This window comes from Microbacterium sp. NPDC087592 (genome assembly GCF_044743585.1).
Classification (GTDB): Bacteria; Actinomycetota; Actinomycetes; order Actinomycetales; family Microbacteriaceae; genus Microbacterium.
The window spans coordinates 2,357,941-2,378,869 of sequence record NZ_JBIUWT010000001.1; the positions used below are offsets into that span (position 1 = coordinate 2,357,941).

General features: G+C 70.0%; 22 protein-coding genes and 1 tRNA gene. 14 read left to right on the forward strand and 9 right to left on the reverse strand.

The window, feature by feature from the left end; translation table 11 throughout:
• Nucleotides 1–9: 9 nt before the first annotated feature.
• Nucleotides 10–732: a FadR/GntR family transcriptional regulator gene (locus ACIOTO_RS11295; RefSeq protein ID WP_051662290.1), complete on the forward strand. Its 723-nt coding sequence runs from the start codon at nt 10–12 to the stop codon at nt 730–732.
• Between the two features lie 21 nt (nt 733–753).
• Here ACIOTO_RS11295 and ACIOTO_RS11300 read toward each other — a convergent pair whose 3' ends face one another.
• On the reverse strand, nt 754–1,821 hold the full coding sequence (locus ACIOTO_RS11300; protein ID WP_400857876.1) for a threonine aldolase family protein: 1,068 nt from the start codon (nt 1,819–1,821) through the stop codon (nt 754–756).
• A 54-nt stretch (nt 1,822–1,875) separates the two neighbouring features.
• Between ACIOTO_RS11300 and ACIOTO_RS11305 the strand changes: the two genes are divergently transcribed.
• Nucleotides 1,876–3,354, forward strand: coding sequence for an MFS transporter (locus ACIOTO_RS11305; protein ID WP_400857877.1), 1,479 nt, complete (start codon nt 1,876–1,878; stop codon nt 3,352–3,354).
• Between the two features lie 9 nt (nt 3,355–3,363).
• Here the strand turns inward: ACIOTO_RS11305 and ACIOTO_RS11310 are convergent, their stop codons facing one another.
• A complete protein-coding gene (locus ACIOTO_RS11310) occupies nt 3,364–4,023 on the reverse strand; it encodes an SDR family NAD(P)-dependent oxidoreductase (RefSeq protein ID WP_400857879.1) in 660 nt (219 codons plus the stop codon).
• Nucleotides 4,024–4,154: 131 nt separating this feature from the next.
• Nucleotides 4,155–5,594, reverse strand: a complete 1,440-nt coding sequence (locus ACIOTO_RS11315) for a DUF6421 family protein (protein WP_400857880.1) — start codon at nt 5,592–5,594, stop codon at nt 4,155–4,157.
• 72 nt (nt 5,595–5,666) lie between these two features.
• Here ACIOTO_RS11315 and ACIOTO_RS11320 point away from each other — a divergent pair, with 72 nt between their 5' ends.
• From ACIOTO_RS11320 to ACIOTO_RS11330, 3 genes are all read left to right on the forward strand, one after another.
• A complete protein-coding gene (locus ACIOTO_RS11320) occupies nt 5,667–6,125 on the forward strand; it encodes an Lrp/AsnC family transcriptional regulator (protein ID WP_091029359.1) in 459 nt (152 codons plus the stop codon).
• Nucleotides 6,126–6,228: 103 nt separating this feature from the next.
• On the forward strand, nt 6,229–6,519 hold the full coding sequence (locus ACIOTO_RS11325) for a DUF4287 domain-containing protein (protein WP_029260861.1): 291 nt from the start codon (nt 6,229–6,231) through the stop codon (nt 6,517–6,519).
• 51 nt (nt 6,520–6,570) lie between these two features.
• Nucleotides 6,571–7,545: a 1,4-dihydroxy-2-naphthoate polyprenyltransferase gene (locus tag ACIOTO_RS11330; RefSeq protein ID WP_029260862.1), complete on the forward strand. Its 975-nt coding sequence runs from the start codon at nt 6,571–6,573 to the stop codon at nt 7,543–7,545.
• A gap of 15 nt (nt 7,546–7,560) precedes the next feature.
• Here the strand turns inward: ACIOTO_RS11330 and ACIOTO_RS11335 are convergent, their stop codons facing one another.
• Nucleotides 7,561–7,860: a DUF4229 domain-containing protein gene (locus ACIOTO_RS11335; RefSeq protein WP_029260863.1), complete on the reverse strand. Its 300-nt coding sequence runs from the start codon at nt 7,858–7,860 to the stop codon at nt 7,561–7,563.
• Between the two features lie 9 nt (nt 7,861–7,869).
• A complete protein-coding gene (locus ACIOTO_RS11340; protein ID WP_400857882.1) occupies nt 7,870–8,796 on the reverse strand; it encodes a hypothetical protein in 927 nt (308 codons plus the stop codon).
• 403 nt (nt 8,797–9,199) lie between these two features.
• Between ACIOTO_RS11340 and ACIOTO_RS11345 the strand changes: the two genes are divergently transcribed.
• From ACIOTO_RS11345 to ACIOTO_RS11365, 5 genes are all read left to right on the forward strand, one after another.
• Nucleotides 9,200–10,180, forward strand: a complete 981-nt coding sequence (locus ACIOTO_RS11345) for a glycosyltransferase family 2 protein (RefSeq protein ID WP_400857884.1) — start codon at nt 9,200–9,202, stop codon at nt 10,178–10,180.
• Entirely contained in the window at nt 10,177–11,523 is a 1,347-nt protein-coding gene (locus ACIOTO_RS11350; RefSeq protein WP_400857885.1) for a polysialyltransferase family glycosyltransferase, read from the forward strand. The genes ACIOTO_RS11345 and ACIOTO_RS11350 overlap by 4 nt, the downstream gene beginning before the upstream one ends.
• A gap of 17 nt (nt 11,524–11,540) precedes the next feature.
• Complete coding sequence (locus ACIOTO_RS11355; RefSeq protein WP_400857887.1) at nt 11,541–12,728, forward strand: cytidylyltransferase domain-containing protein; 1,188 nt, start codon at nt 11,541–11,543, stop codon at nt 12,726–12,728.
• 93 nt (nt 12,729–12,821) lie between these two features.
• Nucleotides 12,822–13,694 carry an N-acetylneuraminate synthase family protein gene (locus ACIOTO_RS11360; protein WP_029260868.1) on the forward strand — a complete coding sequence of 291 codons (873 nt, stop codon included), beginning with the start codon at nt 12,822–12,824 and terminating at the stop codon, nt 13,692–13,694.
• Entirely contained in the window at nt 13,691–15,070 is a 1,380-nt protein-coding gene (locus ACIOTO_RS11365; RefSeq protein WP_400857888.1) for a DUF6716 putative glycosyltransferase, read from the forward strand. Before ACIOTO_RS11360 ends, ACIOTO_RS11365 begins: the two co-directional genes overlap by 4 nt.
• Nucleotides 15,071–15,079: 9 nt before the next feature.
• Here ACIOTO_RS11365 and ACIOTO_RS11370 read toward each other — a convergent pair whose 3' ends face one another.
• Complete coding sequence (locus ACIOTO_RS11370; protein WP_400857890.1) at nt 15,080–15,685, reverse strand: TetR/AcrR family transcriptional regulator; 606 nt, start codon at nt 15,683–15,685, stop codon at nt 15,080–15,082.
• 102 nt (nt 15,686–15,787) lie between these two features.
• Here ACIOTO_RS11370 and ACIOTO_RS11375 point away from each other — a divergent pair, with 102 nt between their 5' ends.
• Both ACIOTO_RS11375 and ACIOTO_RS11380 read left to right on the forward strand, forming a co-directional pair.
• Nucleotides 15,788–16,498 (forward strand): SDR family oxidoreductase, encoded by a 711-nt coding sequence (locus ACIOTO_RS11375; protein ID WP_400857892.1) that lies wholly within the window; start codon nt 15,788–15,790, stop codon nt 16,496–16,498.
• Between the two features lie 31 nt (nt 16,499–16,529).
• Nucleotides 16,530–17,525 (forward strand): NADP-dependent oxidoreductase, encoded by a 996-nt coding sequence (locus ACIOTO_RS11380; protein ID WP_400857893.1) that lies wholly within the window; start codon nt 16,530–16,532, stop codon nt 17,523–17,525.
• A 123-nt stretch (nt 17,526–17,648) separates the two neighbouring features.
• Here ACIOTO_RS11380 and ACIOTO_RS11385 read toward each other — a convergent pair whose 3' ends face one another.
• Together ACIOTO_RS11385 and ACIOTO_RS11390 are read right to left on the reverse strand one after the other, a co-directional pair.
• Complete coding sequence (locus ACIOTO_RS11385) at nt 17,649–18,428, reverse strand: ABC transporter permease (RefSeq protein ID WP_105710476.1); 780 nt, start codon at nt 18,426–18,428, stop codon at nt 17,649–17,651.
• Nucleotides 18,425–19,489 carry an ABC transporter ATP-binding protein gene (locus ACIOTO_RS11390; protein ID WP_400857894.1) on the reverse strand — a complete coding sequence of 355 codons (1,065 nt, stop codon included), beginning with the start codon at nt 19,487–19,489 and terminating at the stop codon, nt 18,425–18,427. The genes ACIOTO_RS11385 and ACIOTO_RS11390 overlap by 4 nt, the downstream gene beginning before the upstream one ends.
• A gap of 62 nt (nt 19,490–19,551) precedes the next feature.
• Here ACIOTO_RS11390 and ACIOTO_RS11395 point away from each other — a divergent pair, with 62 nt between their 5' ends.
• Both ACIOTO_RS11395 and ACIOTO_RS11400 read left to right on the forward strand, forming a co-directional pair.
• Complete coding sequence (locus tag ACIOTO_RS11395; RefSeq protein ID WP_400857895.1) at nt 19,552–20,538, forward strand: helix-turn-helix transcriptional regulator; 987 nt, start codon at nt 19,552–19,554, stop codon at nt 20,536–20,538.
• An 87-nt stretch (nt 20,539–20,625) separates the two neighbouring features.
• Nucleotides 20,626–20,701, forward strand: a tRNA-Met gene (locus tag ACIOTO_RS11400).
• Nucleotides 20,702–20,735: 34 nt separating this feature from the next.
• On the opposite strand, the gene ACIOTO_RS11405 is transcribed toward ACIOTO_RS11400, so the two are convergent.
• Complete coding sequence (locus ACIOTO_RS11405) at nt 20,736–20,927, reverse strand: hypothetical protein (protein ID WP_400857896.1); 192 nt, start codon at nt 20,925–20,927, stop codon at nt 20,736–20,738.
• Nucleotides 20,928–20,929 lie beyond the last annotated feature (2 nt).

A 20,929-nucleotide genomic window follows, 5' to 3' on the forward strand; every position in this document is an offset into this window, starting at 1 on the left:
GGAGCACGGATGAGCGAGCGTGACGACGCGCCGCACGACTTCTCCCGTGCCGTCCTGCAGCCGGTCTCCGGCTATCAGGCGGTCGCCGGGTTCCTGCGGCGCGAGATGGCGCTCGGCCGCATCCGCCCCGGCGATCGGCTTCCGCCGGAGCGTCGGCTCGCGGAGCAGCTCGGCGTCTCGCGCGAGACGCTGCGTCAAGCCTTGCGGATCCTCGAGGGCAGCGGGCAGATCGTGATCTCGCGCGGTGCGTCCGGTGGGGCGTTCGTGCAGGATGCCGCCCTCGACCCGCGGCTCATCCGCGAGGAGGTGCGCACGCGTTCGGCTGAGATCGGTGAGCTCACCGAGTTCCGCTCGATCGTCGAGTCCGGTGGGGCGGCGCTGGCTGCGAACCGCCGCAGTGACGCCGACCTGGAGGCGATGGTGCTGGCGCAGCGCGACCTCGCCGCCGCCGGCACGAAGGCCGAGTCCCGCATCGCCGACACCGACTTCCACATCGCCCTCGCCGAGGCCTCCGGAAACTCCTTCGTCCGCGATGCGGTCGAGGAGGCGAGGGTTCGCATGTTCGAGCCCGTCGACCTGATGAGCTTCGACTTCGTGAAGGAGTCGAGCTGGCAGGCGCACGAGCAGATCCTCGACGCGGTGCGTCGGGGCGACGCCGAGGCCGCAGATGCCGCGATGCGCGCGCACCTGCGCACCACGCGCGAGGAATTCACGCGCGTCGTCGAATCCTGACGCCCGAGGGGCTCGGGCAGGTCAGCGCGTGGTGAGGCGGGAGAGCTCGGCGACGAACGCGTCGACGTCGGCCTCTTCGGTGTCGAAGCCGCACATCCAGCGCACTTCCTTGCGCGCGGCATCCCAGTCGTAGAAGCGGAACGAGTCGCGGAGCTGGTCGGCGACACCGTCGGGCAGGATCGCGAAGACGCCGTTGGACTGGGTCGGCTGCGTGAAGTCGACGCCCTGGATGGATCCGTCGGCGATGCCGGCCTCGATTTCGGAACGCAGACGCGCGGCCATGGCGTTCGCGTGCTTCGCGTTGCGCAGCCACAGGTCGCCCTCGAGCAGCGCGATCAGCTGCGCCGACACGAACCGCATCTTCGACGACAGCTGCATGTTGAACTTGCGCGAGTACTTCAGGCCGTCGGCCGCGTCGGGGTTCAGCACCACGATCGCCTCGCCGAGCATCGCGCCGTTCTTGGTGCCGCCGAACGTGAGAACGTCGACGCCGGCGTCGCGGGTGAACGCGCGCAGCGGCAGGTCGAGGGCGGCGGCGGCGTTCGAGAGGCGCGCACCGTCGAGGTGCAGCTTCATGCCGCGCTCGTGCACGTGGTCGGCGATCGCGCGGATCTCGTCGGCCGTGTACAGCGTGCCGAGCTCGGTCGACTGGGTGATCGAGACCACCAGCGGCTGCGCGCGGTGCTCGTCGCCCCAGCCCCAGGCCTCGCGGTCGATGAGCTCGGTGGTGAGCTTGCCGTCGTCGGTGGGGACCGTCAGCAGCTTGAAGCCGCCGATCTTCTCGGGTGCCGCTGCCTCGTCCACGTTGATGTGCGCGGTGGATGCCGCGATCACCGCGCCCCAGCGGGGCAGCATCGACTGCAGGCCCGTCACGTTCGCACCCGTGCCGTTGAACACGGGGAACGCCTCGACGCCCACGCCGAAGTGCGCCTGGAAGACCTCCTGCAGGCGCGCGGTGTACGCATCCTCGCCGTAGGCGCTCTGGTGTCCGCCGTTCGCCGCCGCGATGGCCGCGAGGACCTCGGGGTGGATGCCGGAGTAGTTGTCACTGGCGAAGCCCCGGATCGCGGGGTCATGCTGGATGCTCACCGACCCAGCCTAATTGTCCGCATCGCCCTCGCGGTCCGGGGGAGGGTCTTCCGGATGTCGGATGCCGGCCCTACCCTCGACTTCATGGAGCGCACCGCGGCCACTCGGGCATTCGGGAATGTCCTCGTCAACACGCTCATCGCGAACGTGACGACGAGCTTCCTCTGGTTCGCGCTCACGTTCTGGGTGTACATCGAGACGCAGTCCGTGCTGGCCACGGGCATCATCGGCGGCGCGTACATGCTGTTCGTCGCGTTCTTCGCGATGGCGTTCGGCACGATCGTCGATCGCAACCGCAAGCACACGGTCATGGTGATCTCGAGTGTCATCTCCGCCGCTGCCTTCCTGGTGGCCGGGCTCCTCTACCTCTGGCAGCCCGAGGCGGCACTGCTCGATCTGGGTGGCCCGTGGTTCTGGCTGTTCTCCGGGGTGATCCTCTTCGGCGGTGTGATCGAGCAGCTGCGCAACATCGCGCTGTCCACGACGGTGACTCTGCTGATCCCCGAAGACAAGCGTGCGAACGCCAACGGGCTCGTCGGCACGGTGCAGGGCATCGCCTTCCTCGTCACGAGCGTGTTCTCGGGTCTGTCGATCGGGTTCCTCGGCATGGGATGGACCCTCGCGATCGCGATCGCGGCCATGGCGCTCACGTTCGCCCACCTGCTGTTCATCCGCATCCCCGAGGGCGCTCCGGAGCCCGACCCGAACGCATCGAGCGCACTCGACTTCCGCGGCAGCGTGCGGGCGATCCGACTCGCTCCCGGCCTGTTCGCCCTGATCATCTTCTCCACCTTCAACAACCTCATCGGGGGCGTCTACATGGCGCTCATGGACCCGTACGGCCTGACCCTCTTCGATGCGCAGACCTGGGGCTTCGCTCTGGCGTTCGCCTCGACCGGCTTCCTGGTGGGCGGCGGCCTGGTGGCGAAGTTCGGGCTCGGCCCCAAGCCCATGCGCACGATGCTGCTCGTCGTGATCGCCATGGGGCTGCTGGGCTCGGTGTTCATGCTGCGCGAGTGGTGGCCGCTGTACGTGATCGGCATGTGGGCGTACATGGCGCTGGTGCCGCCGGTCGAGGCGGCGGAGCAGACCATCATCCAGAAGGTCGTGCCGTACGAACGGCAGGGGCGCGTGTTCGGCGTGGCCGCGGCGATGGAGGCGGCGGCGGCCCCGATCACGGCGTTCATGATCGCCCCGATCGCCGAGTTCCTGATCATCCCGTACATGAACACCCGCGAGGGGCAACAGAGGTGGGGCTGGCTGCTCGGCGAGGGTGAGGCTCGAGGCATCGCACTGATCTGCCTGTTCGCGGGACTGATCATGGTGGTGGCCGCGACGCTGGCCTTCTTCACCCGGTCGTACCGCAAGCTCACCGAGCTCTACGCCGAGGCGCCGGAGCAGGAGATCGACCACGGAGACACCGGCGGGGGCGAGCAGGGGGTCGAGGCGGGCGCGCAAGAGGAGCGGGCGGGCGAGCGGCGGCATGCCGATGCCCCACCCATCGTGCCGGGAATGCCGCCCGAGTCCCGCTGAGCGTCGGGCTCAGTCGAGGTCGAACACCCGGTCGTTGAGGGCGGTGGCGTCGGTGTCCCAGAGGGTGAGGATCCGTGCGGCCAAGACCTCGGGATCGAGCGACTTGGCCCGGAACACGACGGATGCCGTGCGCAGCTGCTCGCCGGAATCGCGTGCGGACTTCGCGTACCCCTGGGCGACGGCCCGGGTCCAGGCCTCGCTCGCCGCCTTCACCGCGGCGTAGTTCGCCCCGCCGGCGAGGGGCCGCGCGACCGCCGTCGACGAGACGATCGCGAACCGACCCGCACCCGATGCACGCAGTGCCGCGTCGAACGCCCGGCTCGTCGCGCGAACTGCCTCGAGCGCGGGCAGCAGTGCGGCGAAGTCTTCGTCGGACTGCCCGGCGAGGCCGCCGCCCCCGCGCCAACCCCCGACGAGGGGGACCACCGCATCGACGGAGCCGATCTGCGCCGCCAGAGCCGTCATCTCGTCGAGCGAGGTCGCATCCGCGAGGAAGACCTCCGCGCCCGCATCTGCCAACGGCTGCAGCCCTTCGGGGGTACGGCCGGTCGCGATCACGCGTGCCCCCGCGCTGTGCAGGGCACGTGCCACCGCCCGCCCCGCCGCACTGGTCGCTCCGGCGAGCACCACCGTGCGGCCGGACAGTCTCGAGTCGATGAGTTCATCCATGTCGCTCACTCTTCCGGTTCGGAGGGGCTTCTGCGGCCGGAACCCGCGGAGATATCCGCAGAACAGGTTCCGGCCGCAGCGCGGTGCGCCCCAGCGTCACACTCGGAACGCGCGCCATGCGCGCGTGGTCATCAGTCGTCCGTGCCGCGGATGCCCACGGTCGATTCGATGACGGGCTTCATCTTCTTGTGGAGGGTCTCGAAGAACATCGACAGCGGGAACTCGTCGTCCATCACGGCATCCGTGTAGCCCTTCGGCGCCCCGGCGAGGATCTCGTCCGACAGTCCGCGGGCCCACTGCGAGGCCGGGTGCGGGGTGAGCGTGCCGCGGACGAGGTCGTAGGCGGCGAGCCAGTGCGCGACCTTGGGGCGGTCGATCGAGTGCCAGTACAGGTCGTCGATCGCGTCGCCGAGCGCCACGACGGCGTCCGGCACGGCGTCCCAGTCGAAGGTGAGAGCGGTGTCGGTCCAGTGCAGCACGCCGCGCTGGTGCAGCCACGCGAACAGCAGCTGTCCGCCCACCGCGTCGTAGTTGCGCGTGCGGGTGCCCGTGATCGAGAAGCGGAAGATGCGGTCGAAGATCACCGCGTACTGCACCAGGTGCGCGTAGTCGTGCATCTCCTGCTCGGTCTCGGTCAGCTCCTCACCGGCGTCGATGCGGGCCGCGAGGGCGCGCTCGATCTTCACCGACTCGCGGAACGCCGTCATGTCGCAGCGCATCTCCTCGAGCGAGTAGAGGAAGAACGGCATCCGCTGCTTGATCATGAACGGGTCGAACGGCAGATCGCCGCGCATGTGGGTGCGGTCGTGGATGATGTCCCACATGACGAAGGTCTTCTCGGCCACCTGCTGGTCGTCGAGCATCGCGGCGGCCCGCTCGGGCAGGTCGAGGTTGGTGATCTCGGCTGCGGCACGGGTGACGCGACGGTAGCGAGCGGCCTCGCGGTCCTGGAAGATCGCGCCCCACGTGAAGGTCGGGATCTCGCGCATCGCGACGGTCTCGGGGAAGAGCACAGCCGAGTTCGTGTCGTAGCCGGGCGTGAAGTCGACGAGGCGCAGTGAGACGAACAGCTTGTTGCCGTAGTCGCCGGCCTCGAGGGCGGCGATGAACTCCGGCCAGATCGTCTCGACGATCAGCGCCTCCACCAGGCGGTCGCTCGAGCCGTTCTGCGTGTACATCGGGAACACGACCAGGTGACGGATGCCGTCGACGCGGGTCTGCTGCGGCTGGAAGGCCATCAGCGAGTCGAGGAAGTCCGGCACGCCGAAGTCCTCCGACGCCCAGCGGTCGAAGTCGACCACGGAAGCGGCGAGGTAATCGGCGTCGTGCGGGAAGGCGGGGGCGAGGGCGCGGATCGCGGTTGTGATCGCGCCGACGAGCTCGCGGGCCGCGGCGTGGTGCGCGGCATCCGGGATCGAGCCGTCCTTGATCTGCATCTCGCGGATCGCGATCGCGGCGTCCTTGAGCTGCCCCCAGGCGGCGGACTGCTCGGCGATCGACGCGTCCTCGACGACCCCGGGTTCGCCGACGATGGCCTGGACAGCGGAACTGTTGGCGGAAAGAAGGGACATCGGGACCTCCGATCGGAGTTTTCAACGGAAAGATTCCGGTATAAACGGAATACTCACGATAATCTTACAGCCATGGATGATTCTGTCGACCGTGCGATCCTGACCGCGATCTCCCGTGACGGGCGCGCCACGCTCTCCCAGCTGTCGGATGCCGTCGGGCTCTCGGTCTCGGCCGTCCAGTCGCGGCTGCGACGACTCGAGACGAGGGGTGTCATCGCCGGATATCAGGCGATCCTCGACCCCGAGCAGGTGGGCACCCCGCTCTCGGCGTTCATCGAGATCACTCCGCTCGACCCCGCCCAGCCCGACAATGCCCCCGAACTGCTCGAGCACCTCGACGCGATCGAGGCCTGCCACTCCATCGCCGGCGACGCGAGCTACATGCTGTTCGTGCGGGTCCCGTCTCCGCGCGCGCTGGAGGAGCTGGTCCGCGACGTGCGGCTCGCGGCCAACGTCAGCACCCGCACGACCGTGGTGCTGCAGACCTATTACGAGCACCGGCCGATCATCCCCGTCGGCTCGGCCGAGTAGAACGAAGGACAAGGCCTCCCGCGATGTCGGGGTGCGGTGCTAGGTTTCGGGCAGATCCCCGGCCACCCCTGTTCCTCGACGAGGACTGAGCACCAGGAGCACCATGTCCTTCCAGGCATACCTCGACAACATCGAGACCAAGACGGGGCTGACCCCGCGACAGTTCATCGAGCTCGCGACGGAGAAGGGGTTCGACCGGACGACGAAGGCCACGCCCATCGTCGCGTGGCTCAAGGAGGACTACGCGCTGGGGCAGGGGCACGCGATGGCCCTCGTGCACGTGATCACCAAGGGCCCGCAGATCAGCAGCAAGCACGTCGGCACGGGCGGTGCGCACGGCGACGCCTCCGACACGCTCTGGCTCGACGGCAAGGACAGCAACCCGAACCCCTGATCCGTCGTCCCGCTGAGGTCGGGCATCGCCCCGGCCAGTAGGATTCCCTGCGTGGCAGCATCCTCCCAGCGCAAGAAGAAGAGTCGGACCGCGAAGCACACCCCGGCCCGCACCAGCGGCAACCCGGCGCGGCGTCCGGTCGTCGAGGCGGGGCCGGTCACCGCATCCGATTGGATCGGGGCCGCGCGGCTGCGCACCCTCCCGCTCGCGATCGCCCCGGTGATCATCGGAACCGGTGCGGCGCGCAGCACCGGCCCCGAGTTCCACTGGGTGATCGCGCTCGCGTGCCTCGCCGTCGCGGTGCTGCTGCAGATCGGCGTGAACTTCACGAACGACTACAGTGACGGTGTCCGCGGCACCGACGCCCACCGGGTCGGGCCCGCGCGCCTGACGGCATCCGGGCGGGTGAAGCCGCGCACCGTCCTGATCATCGGCCTGATCTTCTTCGCGCTCGCCGCGGTCGTCGGACTCGCGATCGTCGTGCGCACCGAGCAGTGGTGGATGCTGGCCGTCGGTGCGGCGTGCATCGTCGCGGCCTGGTTCTACACGGGCGGCAAGAGGCCGTACGGGTACTACGGCCTCGGCGAGGTCTTCGTGTTCGTGTTCTTCGGCCTCGTCGCCACGCTCGGCACCACCTGGGTGCAGGTGTTCGAGCTGCCGCTGCAGGCGTGGCTCGGAGCCATCGCAGCAGGCCTGTTCGCGTGTGCCGTGCTGCTCGCCAACAACCTGCGTGACATCGACCAGGACCGCGAGGTCGGCAAGCGCACCCTGACCGTCTTGATCGGACGCCGCGCCACGCAGGTGCTGTTCACCCTGTTCGTCCTGGCGCCGTTCGGCATCGCCGTGTTCCTCGCGCTGCTGTTCCCGATCGCATGGATCTCGCTCCTCGCACTGCTGGCGGGACTCCCTGCCATCGTCATCGTCTGGGCCTACCGGCAGCCGAGGGAGTTGGTGACCGCGCTCGCCCTGACGTCGCTGACATCACTGCTGTACGCCGGCGCCCTGTTCTGGGCGTTCGTCGGCTGAGCAGTAGCGCGGCGGTCAGACCTTTGGGTCGTCGCCGGGCTCGTTCGCGTCGATCGCCTGGTCCTCGGCATCCGCATCGGCCTGGCTGCCCGATGACCGACTCTCGCGGCGCTCCGCGAGTCGGGCCGAAGCGTCGGTGAGCGGTGTGCGCAGGAACAGCATCGAGATGCTCATGCCGATGAGGGCGGCGAAGATCGCGGCGAGCCACCAGTATTCGCGGAAGATCGGGAAGAAGAACCAGAGGATGGCGAGCGGGACGAGGAACGCCAGCAGCCGCAGCACGGTGTAGACGAGGAAAGGCGCGGGCTTCTTCACCCCTCCAGTCTACGTTCGCCGCGCGGGCGGCTCGGCGCCGGTGCCCTCGATGCCGAGTCGAGCGAAGGGGATGCCGCGCACGACCCGATGCCACGGGTGCTCCCCGAGCGACCAGAGCAGCCCCGCGTCGATGTCGAGCGCCAGGTCTTCGCAGCCGACCGGGAGGGGCATGTCGTCCTGCTCCAGCGCCGACCGCGGCCCGCTCCACAGCGCACCGGGGCGCAGGCCGTCGGACTGCGAGACGAAGTGGCGGTCTCCCCACCGCACCGCTCCCTGCATGCGGGGGATGCCGGGGCTGAAGACGTGCTCCTCGGTGAACCGGCCGTCGGCGTTCTCCGGGATCGAGAACTCGCCGATCCGGCCGCGGTCGTCGGTGCGGTGCTCGCCGATGAGCACGCGCCGCAGTGGAGTGCCGTCCTCGTCGAACACCCGACCCAGATACGAGCAGCGCAGCGCGACGGGGTGCACGCGCGTGCGCACGGCGACGAGCGCCGTGGTGCGACCGCGCCGAGGTCGCCCGCCGGCGATGCGCTGAGCGGTGGCGCCGCGGACCGTCCGCACATCCGCGAGATCGAACTCCCAGATGCCGCGACCGGTCGCCGCGACGAACAGCCGGTCGTCGAACCAGGCGAGGCCCCCGGCGTGGATCGGTGCCGGCTGCAGTTCGCCCTCGTCGTCGGGGACGGCGAGCAGCACGTCGAGATGGCGGGAGCGCTCGAGGTCGACGAACGTCACGCGGGAGGCGAGATGCACGCCGTCGAGCTGTTGCCGGAACCAGCTCACCGCCACGGTGCGTCGACCCCGCCACTCGCCGAGGTCGATGCCCTGCGGGTACCAGCGTCGGGTCCAGGTCCGGGCGGTCAGCCATCGCAGGTCCAGGGTGTCGCGCTGCTTCTGCCGCACCGGACGCCACGTCGATCCGAACGGCCAGAGCATGCTCCCATCGTGGCCGATCGAAGGCGTCGTCGCGAACTCGACAACGAACCGTGCGTCGGATCTCGGCCGATGTACAGCTTCACGAAATGCGACATGTATTATGTTACGTGTCATCGCGTTGATCTCTAGGGGGAGGGAGCGCGACGACACGGAACGTCCCGGGTCCGGCTGATGGGGGTCAGCAGGGCACGAGGCGGGCGGGGCCATCTTCGGTGGCCCCGCTCTCCGAACGCCTCGCGTTCGGCAGTGCGTAGCACTGGGAGGTGTGGCTCCGTTCGGGTACGGGGCCACACCTCACTGCGTGCCTCGGCTGCTTGTGCGGACACCGGTCGTTCACCTCCGCGTCGCCGCGCGGCAACGGCAGTCTGGCACGATTCCGGGACACCACCGTCCCTGGAGTTCCGTGCGCACACCCCTCGTCACCGTCATCCTGCCCGCGAAAGACGCCGGCGCGTACATCGGGACGACGCTCGAGACGCTCACCCGCCAGTTCGAGGATGCGTCGGCGCTCAAGCTCGTCGCGATCGACGACGGCTCACGCGACGACACGGGTGCACTCATGCGCGCGTATGCCGAGCGCCTCCCGAACGTCGAGCTCATCCGGAACCCGATCGCCCGGGGGCTCGCGACCGCCCGGAATCAGGGGCTGGAACGGGTCGAGGGCGACGCCTTCTGCTTCCTCGACGGCGACGACTGGATGCAGCCGCGGCGGCTTGAGGTGCTGGTGTCGCGATTGCGCGAACTGGACTGCGACTTCCTCCGCACCGACCACGTCACGGTCAGCGGAACGCACCGGGCGCTCGTGCGTGCCCCGCACCCGTGGCGTGAACGCGTGCTCGTTCCGAGGGAGGCGATCCTGCCCGAGAATGAATCCACGATGGTCGACTACCCCTACGCGTGGGCGGGTGTCTTCCACCGCCGCGTTCTCGACGACGGGCTGGCGCGGTTCCCCGAGGGGCTGTTCACGGCGGAGGACCGACCCTGGATCTGGCGGCTCCATCTTCGCGCGCGGTCGTTCGCCGTCGTGGATGCCCCCGCGCTGCTCTACCGACGCGGTGTCGCGACATCCCTCACCCAGGCCAGGGATCGCCGCCAGCTCGACTTCGCCCGGGCAATGGACGAGGTCATCGCCGTCGTGGAGCAGGACGCGGAGGCGGAGCGCTTCCTGCCCAAGGTCGTGTGGACCGCGCTCGCGCTCAGTTCCCACCACCTGGTGCGTGCGCGTCGGATGAGCCCGCGGCTGCGCGCCGAGATGCGCGGCGGCATCCGGGACATGCTCCGCCGCCTGCCGGACGACGAACTCGACGAGACGCTCACGCGCTTCGACGGGCCGCGCCGGCGGGTGCTGGCGCGCGTTCTCCGACAGGCGGGGCGCACGGCATGACCCAGCTGTTCGCGCTGCACAGTGCGTACGGACTCGCCACGGCCGCCGCGGCGATCGACGCCGGGCTCCTCGGCCGCGACGGCGGGGCGGAGCGCATCCTGGTGCCGTTCACCTCGAGCCGGGTGCCGGAGACGGCGGTCGGCATCGCGGGCGACCCCGTGCTCGGGCCGCTGCGCGCGCGGTTCGACCGCGTCGAGCCGCTGGAAGATGTCCTCGGCCCGTTGCATCCGAGCTCGTGGGAACCCGCTGAGGCCGACCTCCCGATCCTGGAGCGGTTGCTCGTACGGGCGTGGCGACTCGATCCTCAGGGCCTGGAGCTGTTCGTGCAGAGCCCGCAGGTCGCGCCGGCCCGCACCCTGATGGCGCTGTTCCCGCACGCGCGGATCACGATCGTGGGGGACGGCCTCATGACGTACTCGCCGATGCGGGTGCGACTGCCGTATGCGGTCGCGGCGCGCATCGAACGCGTGGTCCATGCGGACGTGGTGCCCGGAGTGCGGCCGCTCGTCGGGTCTCCTCGGGCGGAGATCGTGCCGGTTCCTCCCTCGGTGTTCGCGGCGGCACTGCGGGAGACGGATGCCGGTGACCCGGGCGTCGGCGACGATCCGCCCAGCGTGCTCGTCCTCGGCCAGTACCTGTCGGCGCTCGGACTCATGACGCCCGCCGCGGAGATCGACCTGCAGAAGCAGCTGATCGACCGCGCCGCGCGGTGGGCTCCGCAGCGCATCGTCTTCAAGCCGCACCCCGCCGCACCGCCGCTGATGACCGCGGCGGTTCGCGATCGGGCGCACGTGCACGGGATCGACTTCGTCGAGTATCGCGGCCCGCTCGCGGCCGAGCTGCTCGCTGAACGACTGGATGCGCTGGCCGTCGTCGCCGGGTTCTCGACCGCGTTGCCGACCGTGCACACGCTCTTCGGTCGGGCGATCGGATCGGCGGGCAACGACCGGGTGCTGGCGGCGCTGACGCCGTTCGAGAACAGCAACCGCATACCCGTGACCCTGGTCGATGCCCTCACCCGCGACGACGCGCCCTACGGCGACCCCGCCCGCTTGCAGCTGTTGGTCGACGCGGTCGGCTACGCGATGCAGCCCGAGAACACCGCCCACCTGCGCGGTCGCGCCGAAGAGCTGCTGCACGACCTGGACCCGGTCGAGCGGGATCGGTATTTCGCGCCACGACGGCTTGCGGAGCTGCGGTTGCCGGGAGCACCGCGGGAGAGCGCCCTGAACCGTGCATTGCGCCCCGCCGGCGGAGTGGGCAGGGTCGAGGAGTGGCGGCTGCACGCCCTCGGCGCGCGGCGACGAGTCGGTCGTGCCTGGCGAGCGCTGCGCGGGCGATGACGATGACGATGACGACGATGACGATGACGACGAGGATGAACGACATGGACGAGCAGCGGCCCCTCACGGTGGCGATCATCCCCGCGCGCGGCGGGTCGAAGCAGGTGCCGCGCAAGAACCTCCAGCGAGTGGGCGGAGTCCCGCTGGTCGAGCGTGCTGTTCGGGCGGCGACCGCGGCATCCGGCATCGACCTGGTCGTGGTGTCCACCGACGATGACGAGATCGCCGCGGTCGCGAACACCGCGGGAGCCCGTGTCATCCGCCGCCCCGCCGAGCTCGCCGAAGACACGGCGACCTCGGAGAGCGCGATCCTGCATGCCCTCGACGAGCTCGAAGCAGCCGGAGAGAGGGTCGAGATCGTGGCGTTCCTGCAGGCGACGTCGCCGTTCATCCCGAGTGACGCGCTCGCCGCGGCCGTGGAGGAGATTCGTGCAGACCGCGCCGACAGCGTGTTCGCGGCCCATGAGACCTACGGATTCCTGTGGCGGGAAGAGGACCGCGGCGAGGCGGTCGCGATCAACCACGAGGCCGCGCACCGCCCGCGCCGGCAAGACCGGGAGCCGCACCACCTCGAGACCGGCGCCTTCTACGTGTTCCGGGCCGCGGGGTTCCGTGAGAGCCGGCATCGGTTCTTCGGCAGGATCCGCATCGCTGCGGTGCCGGAGTGGACGGCGATCGAGATCGACGATGCGGATCAGCTCCGGGTCGCCCGTGCTCTCGCGACCCTGCACGAGGTTCCAGGGCGCATCCCGGTGCGGGCGGTCGTGACCGACTTCGACGGCGTGCACACCGACGACACCGCGATCATCGATGCCGACGGCGGGGAACGGGTGCGGGTCAGCCGCGAGGACGGGATGGGGGTGGCCCTGCTGCGCCGCGCCGGTGTGCCCCTGCTGATCCTGTCGACCGAGGTCAATCCGGTCGTCCGCGCTCGCGCCGACAAGCTCCGCGTGCCGGTCCTGCACGGCATCGACGACAAGGAGACGGCGCTGCGGAAGTGGGCGCGGGAGAACGACGTGCCCCTCGCCGACATCGCCTACCTCGGCAACGACGTGAACGATCTACCGGCGCTGCGGATCGTGGGGTGGCCCATCGCGGTCGCGAACGCGCATCCGCTCGTCATCGAAGAGGCCCGGGTCGTGCTGAGCCGCCGCGGTGGCGAGGGTGCTGTTCGCGAACTGATCGAACGGGTGTTGTCGAGCTGACCGATGCCGGTAACCCGGTCGTCGCCCGGTGTTCATCCTCGGCCCGTAGTCAGGAGGGAGGGGTTGCACCAGCGCTCGACGACCGGAGGAATCATGACTGTCAGCATCGGCTCACGAGTGATCGGCGGCGGTCGTCCCGCCTATGTCATCGCCGAGATCGGACTCAATCACAACGGCGATGTCGACATCGCGAAGAAGCTCATCGACGTCGCGGCCCGCGCCGGCGCCGATGCGGTGAAGTTCCAGAAGCGCACGCCCGAGATCTCCACTCCCGAGCACATGCGCGACGTTCCGCGTGAGACGCCGTGGGGCGTCATGAGCTACCTCGACTACCGCCGTCGAGTCGAGTTCGGCCGCGACGAGTACGTCGAGATCGGCGATCACGCCACCATGCTCGGCCTGGACTGGTTCGCGTCGCCGTGGGACGTGCCGAGCGTCGACTTCCTCGAAGACCTCAACGTGGTGGCGCACAAGGTCGCCTCGGCCAGCCTCACCGACACCGAGCTCCTGGTCGCCCTGCGCGAGACCGGCAAGCCCGTGATCCTCTCCACCGGCATGTCGACCATCGAGCAGATCGACCGGGCGCTCGACACGCTCGGCACCGACCGGGTGGTCCTCATGCACGCGACGTCGACCTACCCGCTCGAGCCCGAAGAGGCGAACCTGCGCGTGATCGCCACCCTGCGCGACCGCTACCCCGGTGTGCCCGTCGGCTACTCGGGACACGAGCGCGGCCTGCAGATCTCCCTCGCCGCGGTGGCCATCGGCGCAGTCGCGGTCGAGCGCCACATCACGCTCGACCGCACGATGTGGGGCTCCGACCACGCGGCCTCCCTCGAGCCGACCGGTCTCGAGCACCTGGTGCGCGACATCCGCGTGATCGAGCGCGCGACCGGCGACGGCGTCAAGCGCGTGTTCGACAGCGAGCGCGCGCCCATGGCGAAGCTGCGACGCATCTCAGCATGACCGAGGCCACCGGCATCCGCGTCGTCGCCATCGCGGACGCCGACTCCTTCGTGAAGTGGGCGGCCTCGCTGCTCGGCTCGGTACCGGGCCTGCGTCCGCACCTGCTGCTCGTGCGCACCCCGCTCACGGCCAGTGTCGAACAGCAGCGCACGGCGCTCGCGGGCACGACGCTCGGCCCCGACGACATCACCCGCATCGGGTTCGCGGAGACGGCGGCCTGGCTGGCCGGGCAGCGCCCCGACGTGGTGCTGCTCGCCGGGCGCGGACCGTTCGTGCGGCTCATGGGGCGCGTCATCGACGCGCTGGAGCATCGACCGGTCACCGTCTCGGGGCTTCCCGGCATGGCGATCCCCGCCCAGCGCGGGGCGCTCGACTATCGACGCCACACCGACCTGTTGGTCGTGCATTCCCATCGAGAGGTGCGGGCCTTCGAAGAGCTCGGGCGACGCATCGGCGTGCAGACGCCCGTGGCGCTCGCGACCCTGCCGTTCGCCCGGCGCCGGCAGCGGATGCTGCGCCCGGAGCGGATGCGGGTCGACGCCGCGTCCGGTGGTCGCGGTGGCATCGCGGTCGCCGAGCGCCCGGCACCGGCACGTCCGCCTGCGACCGACATCGTGTTCGCCGCGCAGGCGCTCGTGCCCGTCGGGAAGGACGAGCGTGCCGAGATCGCGGCCATGCTGCTGCGGGCGGCGGAGGCCGAGCCCGCGCGACGCGTGGTGGTGAAGCTGCGGTCGCGCCCGGGGGAGTCGGAGACCCACCTCGAACGCGAACCCTACGCGGGGATGCTGCCGTCGCGCCCGCCGCGGAACCTGGTGTTCTCATACGACTCGATGTCCGCCGCGCTGCAGACGGCCGCCGGTCTCGTCACGGTGAGCTCGACCGCCGCAATCGAGGCCACCGCGCTCGGGGTGCCCGTCATCGCGCTCGACTCCTTCGGGGTGAGCAAGAGCCTGCTGAACACGGTGTTCGTGGGGAGCGGGCTGCTCGGCGGTCGCAGCGAGGTCGTGGCCGGGCGGTTCCGGCATCCGCATCCGGACTGGCTCCGCGACAACTACTTCCATCCCGAGGGCGAGTCGACGTGGTGGGAGCGGGTCGAGCAGCTCGTGGCTCTTCGGCGTTCCGGGGCATTGCCGGCGCGTCGTGTGCCGGCGGCTCGCGGGGGAGCCTTGCACGAGGCGTGGCATCGGGCGAGCGTGCTCGGCGCCGAGGATCGCACGGTGCCGGGTGCTGTCGCGCTCGCCGTGGGGGCTCCCGCGACTCGCGCGATGGCCGCGGTGCGCACGCGGCGTGCCCCGGCCGACGGCGGCACCTGGTCCGATGCGTCGACGGACTACACGCTCGAGCCGAACCCGTTCGACGACTCCCTCCGGCGCTGACCGGCCGTCTCAGCCTCCGAGGAGGGCGACGATCTGACGGTCGATGTCGTCGACGAGCTCGTCGACGGTCAGGTCGACGTTCGTGCTCGCCGTCAGGGTGAGGAACATGATGGCGGACACGATACGGGCGAGGGCGGCGGCACGTTCCTCGCTCGTCTTCGGGTCGCGGCGGAGGATCGACGCCACGGCGTCCTCGGTCTCGCCCACGATGCGGAGCGCTTCGGCATGGTGCCCGTCAGAGGGTTCGGCGAACACCATCTCGCGCAGGTAGGTGCGTCCGTTCTCGACCTGAACGCGGTTGCACTCGACGATCGGTCGCAGCAGTGCGACGATCGCCGCGCGCGCATCGGGAGTCGCTTCGGCCGCCGCGATGCCCTTCTCGAGGGCGACGGCGTAGTGCGCGTTCTGCACGAGCAGCAGCAGCTCGCCCTTGGTCTTCGCGTAGAGGAACAGGGTGCCGGTGCCGACATCGGCTCGCTCGGCGATCTGCTGGGTCGTGACATCGTCGATGCCGTGCTCGGCGAAGAGCTCCGACGCCGCGGCCGTGATCCGTTCGAGTTTCTGCTGCTTGTTGCGCTCGCGACGACCGAGGGCGTTCGAAGCGGACGTCGACATGCTCTTCCTCCGGGAATAGAAACTGATTACGCTCAGTTATGACGAGAGTCGCTTATGCGCACGCTCAACTATCACTCATCATCGCAAAGAAGAGAGCAGTCCATGCCTTCACTCCACGGAGCCGTCGTCCTCGTCACCGGAGCGAACGGAGGCATCGGCACGCAGTTCGTCCACCAGGCGCTCGCGCGCGGAGCCGCCAAGGTCTACGCCAGCGCCCGCACCCCGCGCACCTGGGACGACGAGCGCGTCGTCCCTCTCGCCCTCGATGTGACGGATGCCGCGTCGATCCGTGCCGCCGTCGACGCGGCGCCCGACGTGTCGGTGCTGATCAACAACGCGGGCGCCTCGGTGCCGACCGCGGGAATCCTCACCCACTCCGACGAGGACATCCGTCGGAACGTGGAAACGAACTTCCTCGGGCCGCTCTTCCTCGCGCGCGCCTACGCACCGCTTCTCGCCGGGCGCCCCGGGGCCGCGATCATCGACATCCACTCCGCCCTCGCCTGGTACGCCGTCGGCGGGATCTACAGCGCGACCAAGGCGGCGCTGTGGTCGGCGACGAACTCGCTCCGCCTCGAGCTCGCCCCGGCGGGGGTGCACGTCGTGGGGGTGCACGTCGGCTACGTCGACACCGCAATGGCCGAGCACGTCACCGACCCCAAGACCGATCCGGCCGACCTCGTCCGGGCCGTGCTGGACGCGACCGAGCGCGACGAGTATGAGGTGCTCGCGGATGAGATCTCGGTGCAGGTCAAGGCGGGGCTGAGCGCCCCGCTCGAAGCCGTCTACCCGCAGCTGCGGGCGAACGCCTGAATCCCGCGAATCATCGGAGGAGTCGAACATCATGCGCGCATTCGTCGTCAGCGCCTACAAGCAGCCGCTCGAGGAGCGGGAGGTCGCCGAACCCGAGGTCGGTGACCGCGACGTCCTGGTGCGGGTCGAGGCGGCGGGGCTCAACCAACTGGACGAGAAGATCCGCCAGGGGGAGTTCGCGCAGATCCTGCCCTACGACCTGCCCCTGGTCCTCGGCAACGACGTGGCGGGGACGGTGATCCGCGTGGGCCGGCTCGTCGACGGATTCCGGCCCGGCGACCGCGTGTACGCCCGTCCCGACGCCGACCGCATCGGGACGTTCGCCGAGCGGATCGCCGTCGCCGAGAAAGATCTCGCCCCCGTGCCCGCCGGTCTCTCGATGGCCGAGGCCGGGTCGCTCCCGCTCGTCGCCCTCACGGCCTGGCAGGCCCTGGTCGAGCGCGGCGGGGTCACGGCGGGGCAGAAGGTGCTCATCCACGCCGGCGCCGGTGGGGTCGGATCCATCGCGATCCAGCTCGCCGCGCACCTCGGAGCCACGGTCGCCACGACGGCCAGTGCGGCGAACGCGGACTTCGTCCGTGAGCTCGGTGCCGACGTCGTGATCGACTACCGTCGGCAGGACTTCGCCGAGGAGCTGTCGGGCTACGACTTCGTGCTGGACGGCCTCGGCGGCGAGAACCTCGAGAAGTCGCTGCGGGTGCTGAAGCCGGGTGGGTTGGTCGTCGGGATATCGGGACCGCCCGACCCCGCGTTCGCCCGTGCCCAGGGGTTGAACCTCGTCGTGCGGCTGGCCGTCGCGGCGCTCAGCCGCAAGGTTCGGCGGCAGGCGAAGAAGCTCGGCGTGCGGTACGAGTTCCTCTTCATGCATGCGGACGGCGACCAGCTGCGCGAGATCACGGCGCTCGTCGACAGCGGCGCGATCCGCCCCGTCGTCGCGAAGACGTACCCGTTCGACCGTCTGCCGCAGGCGCTCGCCGACCTCGCCGCCGGGGTGAGCCGGGGCAAGGTCGTGGTGACGAACGACTGACGCTCGGGGTCGGCCGCCGAAACCCGGACGCATCGTGCTGGCGCCGGCGCGTCGCGGATGGACACGCCGACGGTGCGCCGCTTCGTCTGCGTTTTCGCAGGGGCGGCGCACCGTCGGGCCGGGTCAGTTGCTGCGGCGGATGGCGCGCACCCCGACGATCAGCCCGACCACCGCGACCGCGAGAGCAGAGACCCACCCCCACAGGACAGTCACGTCGCCGAGGTCTCCGGCGAACAGCGCCCGCTCGGCCTGCACGACCCAGTTGACCGGATTGACCGAGGCCACGGCGCGCATCCATTCCGGAGCATCGTCCAGCGGCAACAGCATCCCCGAAAGGATCAGCAGCGGGAAGATCAGCGACTGCTGCACGCCCCAGAACAGCCACTCCCGGTCCTTCGTCGCCAGCGCCAGCGAGTACGACAGCGAGCCGAGGCCCACCCCGAACACGGCCAGCAGTGCGAGTCCTATGAGCAGCCCGGGGATGTCGGCGGCGAAGCCGAACGGCCAGGCGATCAGTACGATCACCAGGGCCTGCACCACGATCGGCGCGATCTCCTTGAGCGCACGCCCGACCAGCAGCGAGGAACGTGCGAGCGGGGCAACCAGGGTGCGCTCGTGCGAGCCGGTCATCATCTCGTACTGCAGGTTCGAACCGGTGGCACCGGTGCCGAACAGCACGATCATCACGAGCACGCCGGGCACGAACCAGGCCAGGGTCTCGCCGGCCGGCTGCCCGGAGTCGCCGATCAGCAGCGGAGCGAACAGCCCGAGGAAGACGAGCGGCTGCAGCAGGCTGAAGATCAGGGTGAACGGATCGCGGACCACGGGCTTGAGCTCGCGCGTCAGCACGTTGCGGGTGTCGCGCGCGAGGTTCGGGCGCACGAGCGTATCGGTGGCGGTCATGAGAGGACTCCTGTCGTGCTGTTCGCGGAGGTCGTGCTGTTCGCGGAGGTCGTGCTGGTGTCGGCGGAATCGGATGCGTCGCCGGTGGCATCCGCTCCTTCGCCGGCGTCGCGCAGGGTGCGGCCGGTGAGGGCGAGGAACACGTCGTCGAGCGTGGGCGGGACGCCGGTCGCGCGGCGGACGAGGATGCCGGCGGCGTCGAGCTCGCGCACGATCACCGGCAGCAGCCGGTCGCCGTCCTGCACCGCGAGCGAGATGGACTCGCCCTCGACCGTGACCTCGGCGGAGCTGAGGCGAGCGACCACCGCGCGGGCGCTCGCCGCTTCGGCAGCATCCGCGAACCCGAAGGTGAGCACGTCGCCGGCCAGTGTCGCCTTGAGGGAGGCGGCGTCGTCGTCGGCGATGATGCGCCCCTTGTCCATGACCATCACGCGCTCGGCGTAGCGGTCGGCCTCTTCCAGGTAGTGCGTGGTGAGGAAGACCGTGGTGCCGTGCTGCGTGCGCAGGTCGAGGATGTGCTCCCACAGGTTCGCCCTGCTCTGCGGGTCGAGTCCGGTGGAGGGCTCATCCAGGAAGATCAGCGGCGGCGCATGCATGAGCCCGAGTGCGATGTCGAGTCGGCGCTTCTGCCCGCCGCTGAGCTGCTGCACGGTCCGCGTCGCGAAGGAGGTGAGGTCGAGCGACTCGATCAGCTCGTCGGCCCGCTTCGCGCTGTCCCTCCGCGTCATCCCGTAGAAGGCGCCCTGGCTCAGCAGTTCGTCGCGCACCCGCTGCGAGAAGCTTCCGCTGGTGAGCTGGCCGACGTAGCCGATGCGGGCGCGCACCCCGGCGGCATCCGTGCGGATGTCGTGGCCGACGACGCGTGCGCTCCCTGAGGTGGGCGGGATGAGGGTGGTCAGCATCCGCAGGGTGGTCGACTTGCCGGCGCCGTTCGGGCCGAGGAAGGCGACGAGTTCGCCGCGCACGGCGGTGAAGGAGACGTCGGTCACGGCATGCACCGGCGACTTCTTGACGGTGAAGACCTTGGTCAGGCCTTCGGTCTCGATGAGGGATTCGTTCATGGGGAGAGCGTAGAAACCCATGCGGACAGATCCTGTCCGCATCATCTGGCAATCTGATACGCATGACCGACACCACCTCGCGTGCACTGGCTCTGCTCAATCTGCTGCAGACGCACCGGCACTGGCCGGGCACCGAGCTCGCCACCCGGCTGGGCGTGACCGAGCGCACCGTGCGCCGCGACGTCGACCGGCTGCGCGAGCTCGGGTACCGCGTGGAGTCCACCCCGGGCATCGCCGGCGGCTACCGACTCGAGGCCGGGAGTGCGGTGCCGCCGCTGCTGCTCAACGACGACGAGGCGGTCACGATGGCGATCGGACTGCGGGTCGCCGCCACGCAGCAGCTCGTCGGCGGTCCCGAGGTCACGCTCACGGCACTCGCGAAACTCGAGCAGGTGCTGCCGTCGGCGCTGCGTCAGCGGGTGAACGCGCTCGCCGCGTCGGTGCAGGCGCCGCGCATCGGCGACGGTCCGGTCGTCTCGCCCGAGGTGCTGGGGGAGATAGCACTCGCCACCCGCGACACCGAGCGGCTGCGGCTGCGGTACGTGGATGGCGAAGGGCGCGAGAGCATGCGCCGGGTCGAGCCGCACGCCCTGGCGCCGGCCGGTCGCAAGTGGTTCCTGCTCTGCTGGGACCTCGACCGCGAGGACTGGCGCACGTTCCGCGTCGACCGCATCGCTGCCGTCGAGCACACCCGCGTGCTGTTCGCCCGCCGTGACATCACCGACGAGGAGATCGAGGAACGCGTGCTGATCGCCTCGTCGTGGTCGCCGCAGAAGGTCGAGGCAGCCGCGGTGATGGAGCTGCCGCTCGCCGAGATGCAGGAGCGCTTCGGCCCGTGGTCGCAGGGAGCGACGGCGGTGGGCGACGACCGCACGCGGTGGCCGTTCGGAGGCTCGGACTGGCGCGAGGCCATGTATGCACTGCTCTGGATCCCCGAGGGTGTCGAGTACGCGGTGGCGCTCGCCGAACCGCACCGGAGCGAGCTGCGCGAGGCCGTCGCCCGGCTGCTGCGCGCCCTCGACGCCCCGGAGCCCGATGACGCCGCGTGACCGGCATCCGTCATCCTCGGACTCATAGGGTTATCCCAGGCAACGGTCCTGGCGGGTCAGATCACGGCCGGGTAACGTCATTCCCATCGCGGCGATCCGGGCGGTCCCGGGCCTCAGCTCATACCTGATGGCGTTGCGGGTTCGACTCCCGCCATCGCGTCCACTTCAGGTCAGCCGCCAGCCGCCAGGCGGAATCGTCAGCGGTTCCGTCGCTTCGAACGGATCGTGAGCGCCTGAGACAGCACCACGCAGGCCATCGCGACGACGGTGAACCACAGGGTCGGGCTCAGCACCTCGGTGAGGATCAGCACCGCGCAGGTCAGCCCGAAGAGGGCGCCGAAGGCGAGCAGCCCCCAGCGGATGCCGGTGCTGGTTCCGTTGCCTCGCATCA

Coding starts and splice junctions, on each gene's coding strand:
- ACIOTO_RS11295 (WP_051662290.1), top strand. CDS start 10: ATGAGCGAGCGTGACGACGCGCCGCACGACTTCTCCCGTGCCGTCCTG.
- ACIOTO_RS11305 (WP_400857877.1), top strand. CDS start 1,876: ATGTCGGATGCCGGCCCTACCCTCGACTTCATGGAGCGCACCGCGGCC.
- ACIOTO_RS11310 (WP_400857879.1), bottom strand. CDS start 4,023: ATGGATGAACTCATCGACTCGAGACTGTCCGGCCGCACGGTGGTGCTC.
- ACIOTO_RS11315 (WP_400857880.1), bottom strand. CDS start 5,594: ATGTCCCTTCTTTCCGCCAACAGTTCCGCTGTCCAGGCCATCGTCGGC.
- ACIOTO_RS11320 (WP_091029359.1), top strand. CDS start 5,667: ATGGATGATTCTGTCGACCGTGCGATCCTGACCGCGATCTCCCGTGAC.
- ACIOTO_RS11325 (WP_029260861.1), top strand. CDS start 6,229: ATGTCCTTCCAGGCATACCTCGACAACATCGAGACCAAGACGGGGCTG.
- ACIOTO_RS11340 (WP_400857882.1), bottom strand. CDS start 8,796: ATGCTCTGGCCGTTCGGATCGACGTGGCGTCCGGTGCGGCAGAAGCAG.
- ACIOTO_RS11350 (WP_400857885.1), top strand. CDS start 10,177: ATGACCCAGCTGTTCGCGCTGCACAGTGCGTACGGACTCGCCACGGCC.
- ACIOTO_RS11355 (WP_400857887.1), top strand. CDS start 11,541: ATGACGATGACGACGAGGATGAACGACATGGACGAGCAGCGGCCCCTC.
- ACIOTO_RS11360 (WP_029260868.1), top strand. CDS start 12,822: ATGACTGTCAGCATCGGCTCACGAGTGATCGGCGGCGGTCGTCCCGCC.
- ACIOTO_RS11365 (WP_400857888.1), top strand. CDS start 13,691: ATGACCGAGGCCACCGGCATCCGCGTCGTCGCCATCGCGGACGCCGAC.
- ACIOTO_RS11370 (WP_400857890.1), bottom strand. CDS start 15,685: ATGTCGACGTCCGCTTCGAACGCCCTCGGTCGTCGCGAGCGCAACAAG.
- ACIOTO_RS11375 (WP_400857892.1), top strand. CDS start 15,788: ATGCCTTCACTCCACGGAGCCGTCGTCCTCGTCACCGGAGCGAACGGA.
- ACIOTO_RS11380 (WP_400857893.1), top strand. CDS start 16,530: ATGCGCGCATTCGTCGTCAGCGCCTACAAGCAGCCGCTCGAGGAGCGG.
- ACIOTO_RS11385 (WP_105710476.1), bottom strand. CDS start 18,428: ATGACCGCCACCGATACGCTCGTGCGCCCGAACCTCGCGCGCGACACC.
- ACIOTO_RS11390 (WP_400857894.1), bottom strand. CDS start 19,489: ATGAACGAATCCCTCATCGAGACCGAAGGCCTGACCAAGGTCTTCACC.
- ACIOTO_RS11395 (WP_400857895.1), top strand. CDS start 19,552: ATGACCGACACCACCTCGCGTGCACTGGCTCTGCTCAATCTGCTGCAG.
- ACIOTO_RS11405 (WP_400857896.1), bottom strand. CDS start 20,927: ATGCGAGGCAACGGAACCAGCACCGGCATCCGCTGGGGGCTGCTCGCC.